The sequence below is a fragment of the Polaribacter sp. M10 genome, assembly GCF_054968445.1.
Genome location: NZ_JBSSBG010000043.1, coordinates 1 through 3,303, shown reverse-complemented (window position 1 = coordinate 3,303; position 3,303 = coordinate 1). Strand labels below are relative to the sequence as shown.

The following is a 3,303-nucleotide window of genomic DNA, read 5'->3' as shown; positions in this document are numbered from 1 at the left end:
GGCAATGGTTTTAAGTGATACATTTATTTACACGATTTTTATATTTCTTATTTCCGCAAGCGGAGGTTTTTTGTTTTAGATTAGATTCCTGCCTACGCAGGAATGACAGAAAAAAAAGAGATTGTTATGTTATTGTTGAAACAAATGCAATACATAACCCATTGACTGATGGTTTTGTGTAGTATTTTTTTTCATAACAATTTCTTTTATTCACGTTTGAAAAATATTTACTTTATAGTTAATACGCTACTTTTTAAAAACGAAAATAATTTATGAAAGTTTCAATTTAAAAAAATGCTATCTTACTTTATTTATTCTCAACAATATTTTATCAAACTCCTCTTGGGTGACAATTTTTCCTTTTGATGGCTTTTCTATTTGAATACTATTATCAGGTTTGGTAATAATTTCAGAAAGCTTATACACTAACCCTTCTGCTTCTAAATAAACAATTGCACCTGGCAATCCTTGAAAATCTTTTATACCTGCTCTTACAGGAATTTCTAATGTATACCAAACTAAAATTTCTTTCTGTATTTTTTTTCCAAGTCTATTGGTAACCTCTTTTATAGCTGTTGCTTTGTAACAATTATGTTTCCCAATTACTAACTGTTCTTGAGTTAGATTCCAACTAAAATTTGGTTCTTTAACAATCATGAAATTTTCTCCTAGAAACATTTTTTCAGTGATACTCAAATTGTTGGAAGAATTGTAGTAATATTTATTATTACCTACAAAAACTGATAGTAAATCAAATTTCTTTTGGGCATCAGATTCCATTTTAGAACTCAAATAAAAAAAACTTTCATGATCTTTCACATCAAGGATAAGCGTTTTTTTACCAGATTCTTTGGCAATCTTATTAAATTCTTTTTGTCCTGATTTTAATTTCGTTTTATAATCATGTTGTTTTAAGCTAACTTCGTAAATAAGCCTTAATTCGAGTTTTTGTTGTCCAAAAAATACAAACGTATTTAGCAGTAGTATTAAGTAAATAAAGATTTTTTTCATTCTCATCTATCCTTGATTAATACGATCAACTATATCTCCTCCATCTTGACAAACTTCAAAGAGAGCGTTAAATGCATAAGCATTAGTTATAAATGATACATTTATTTGCAAAATTTTTATATTTCTTATTTCCGCAAGCGGAGGTTTTTAATTTCTTTTACGACGACTGTTATACATTTCTTTTACAATTGCATTATATTCTTTTAACGTTACTTTTTCACCTTGACTTGGCTTTTTAATCACCTTTTTCTTTTTTTGGTTTAATGATATTTTAGTAGCTTTTATCAGCAAAATATTTTCTTGTAGCTCCAAAATTAAACCAGGTAAACCATTGTAATCTTTTGGCCCAAAATTAAAAGGGACTTCATTGGTGTACCAAGCAATTACTTTTCTTTCCATTTTTCCATTTCTCCCCTCAACAAATTTGCTAGTAGTTGCTTTATAGCAAGTATAATTCCCTATTTGTTTTTTTTCTTGGGTTAATTTCCAATCATAAGGAGTTATGGATATCAAAAATTCTTGACCAACATATTCTTTTTGATGTAAATTACGTTTTGAGATTTATTGGTGTAAAAGACACCTTTACCCATTTTTGATACTGTTAAATTAAATCCTCTTCTCTCAATTTCCATTGGTTTTTGTTTTTCAAAAAAAGATTCATTTTCATTAAAAAATAATTGATACAACACTGCTGGCTGTTTCTTTAAAACATTTCTTAAATAAGTTTTTTGTGTTTCAGGAATAGTATCATTATTTAGTTTTTTTTCGTAATCTATAGGTATTATTTCTGCAGAATACAATATTTCTCCACTTTGAGAAAAACAGTGAATACTTAAAAAAAAATAGATGTAAAATTTTAAACTCTTCATTTTTAATTGATTTTAAAACACATTATTTAGCTTTTTTTTACAAAACGAATCTCAATTTTCAAAAATTGAGAAAATTACTTTCTTTATAATTCTATTACACAAATAACCTCCTGTATGTTTTGTCTCTTGATTCATTTTCCATTATAGTTTTGGCTGAACTTTCAAAAAACATTTTTCAACTATTTTACATTATTAAATTATGATTATTTATTCTTGAATAACTCTTTTGGAAAAGATTTTTTTGCAAGTTTTAAAAATTCTTCTCTTGTTATACTTATACCATTTCCTTTTTCTTCAATTATAATTTTTTTCTTATTATTTAATTTAATTTTTTTAGCTTTATAACTTAGAGTTCCATCATCTAATTCCAGAATTAAACCTGGTAATCCAGAGTAAAACATTGGTCCAAAAGTAGTTGGGATATCATTAGTATACCAAGCTAAAATAGTTTTTTTATTTTCCCCAATTGTTTCAGATTTAGCCAAATAACACTTGTAACCATTTATTATTCTGAAATTCTGGGTCAGTTCCCATTTTTGAAAATCATAACTTATCAAAAAACTTTCACCTAATGTACGGCTGTCTAGAACTATTGTTTCTTTTTTTAAAATATCAACAAAATAAGTATTTCTACCTCCAGCGAAAATGTCTAATGTCGTTAAACTTATTTTTCCTTCATTTTTTAATTTTTTCTTAATTTGATATGATGATTTTAATCCATTAAACTTCAAGACTCCTTCAGTATAGTTAGATTCTTGATAAAAATCATCCCAGTACTTAATTGCAAACTTATTTTTGAATTTTATTCTTCTTTTCTCATTATACTCTTTAATATTTTCTTTAGATACACTAATTTTATATATTATTTCTCCATTTTTTATGGATTGACCACAAACTCTAGATAAAGATGAAACGAGCAAAATAAATAGTATTTTCTTCATATTCTTTTATAGATTATAAAAAGTTGCACTAAGAATTTAATGCAACTTTACTTTTTGTTTTAACAGTAAAATTTAAGGCATTTTCCATATTGCTCTAAATAAAGTGCCATAACTATTTCTTGTTGGGGAAGGTCACCAGGTGAATCTCCAAAAAGTTCTAATGTCCTATCAACACAATCTCTTGCACAACCAAAATCTTCAACAACATCTATAACTTCATTTGTTACCGGTAAAAATTCATCATTCGATGAATTTGCATTTATAAAACTAACACCTGTTGCTAATACAAATACTAAACTTAAAATTACTTTTTTCATTTTTTCTAATTTTTAAAATGATTTATAAAATATGATTTGGTGTATTTAGTTGATTCAACAAGTGTAAACAACACCTAAAAACTTGTAAAAAAAATGGTACTTTTGTAACACTTCTTCTGCTTGTTCTTGTTTATTTACATAGGCAATGGTTTTAAAAGATACATT

5 protein-coding genes are annotated in these 3,303 nt (G+C 26.3%); all 5 read right to left on the bottom strand.

Annotated features, from left to right (window positions below; genetic code table 11):
- Positions 1 to 297: 297 nt before the first annotated feature.
- Positions 298 to 1,011, bottom strand: a complete 714-nt coding sequence (locus tag ACWYN7_RS17140; protein WP_462861197.1) for a GLPGLI family protein — start codon at positions 1,009 to 1,011, stop codon at positions 298 to 300.
- A 147-nt stretch (positions 1,012 to 1,158) separates the two neighbouring features.
- Positions 1,159 to 1,524 carry a GLPGLI family protein gene (locus ACWYN7_RS17135; protein WP_462861196.1) on the bottom strand — a complete coding sequence of 122 codons (366 nt, stop codon included), beginning with the start codon at positions 1,522 to 1,524 and terminating at the stop codon, positions 1,159 to 1,161.
- Positions 1,521 to 1,880 (bottom strand): hypothetical protein, encoded by a 360-nt coding sequence (locus ACWYN7_RS17130; protein ID WP_462861195.1) that lies wholly within the window; start codon positions 1,878 to 1,880, stop codon positions 1,521 to 1,523. The genes ACWYN7_RS17135 and ACWYN7_RS17130 overlap by 4 nt, the downstream gene beginning before the upstream one ends.
- Before the next feature lie 203 nt (positions 1,881 to 2,083).
- A complete protein-coding gene (locus ACWYN7_RS17125; RefSeq protein ID WP_462861194.1) occupies positions 2,084 to 2,821 on the bottom strand; it encodes a GLPGLI family protein in 738 nt (245 codons plus the stop codon).
- A gap of 59 nt (positions 2,822 to 2,880) precedes the next feature.
- Positions 2,881 to 3,138 carry a hypothetical protein gene (locus tag ACWYN7_RS17120; protein WP_462861193.1) on the bottom strand — a complete coding sequence of 86 codons (258 nt, stop codon included), beginning with the start codon at positions 3,136 to 3,138 and terminating at the stop codon, positions 2,881 to 2,883.
- Between the last annotated feature and the right edge of the window lie 165 nt (positions 3,139 to 3,303).

Excerpts from the sequence above, each read along its gene's own strand:
- ACWYN7_RS17140 (WP_462861197.1), bottom strand. The coding sequence starts at position 1,011 with ATGAAAAAAATCTTTATTTACTTAATACTACTGCTAAATACGTTTGTA.
- ACWYN7_RS17130 (WP_462861195.1), bottom strand. The coding sequence starts at position 1,880 with ATGAAGAGTTTAAAATTTTACATCTATTTTTTTTTAAGTATTCACTGT.
- ACWYN7_RS17125 (WP_462861194.1), bottom strand. The coding sequence starts at position 2,821 with ATGAAGAAAATACTATTTATTTTGCTCGTTTCATCTTTATCTAGAGTT.
- ACWYN7_RS17120 (WP_462861193.1), bottom strand. The coding sequence starts at position 3,138 with ATGAAAAAAGTAATTTTAAGTTTAGTATTTGTATTAGCAACAGGTGTT.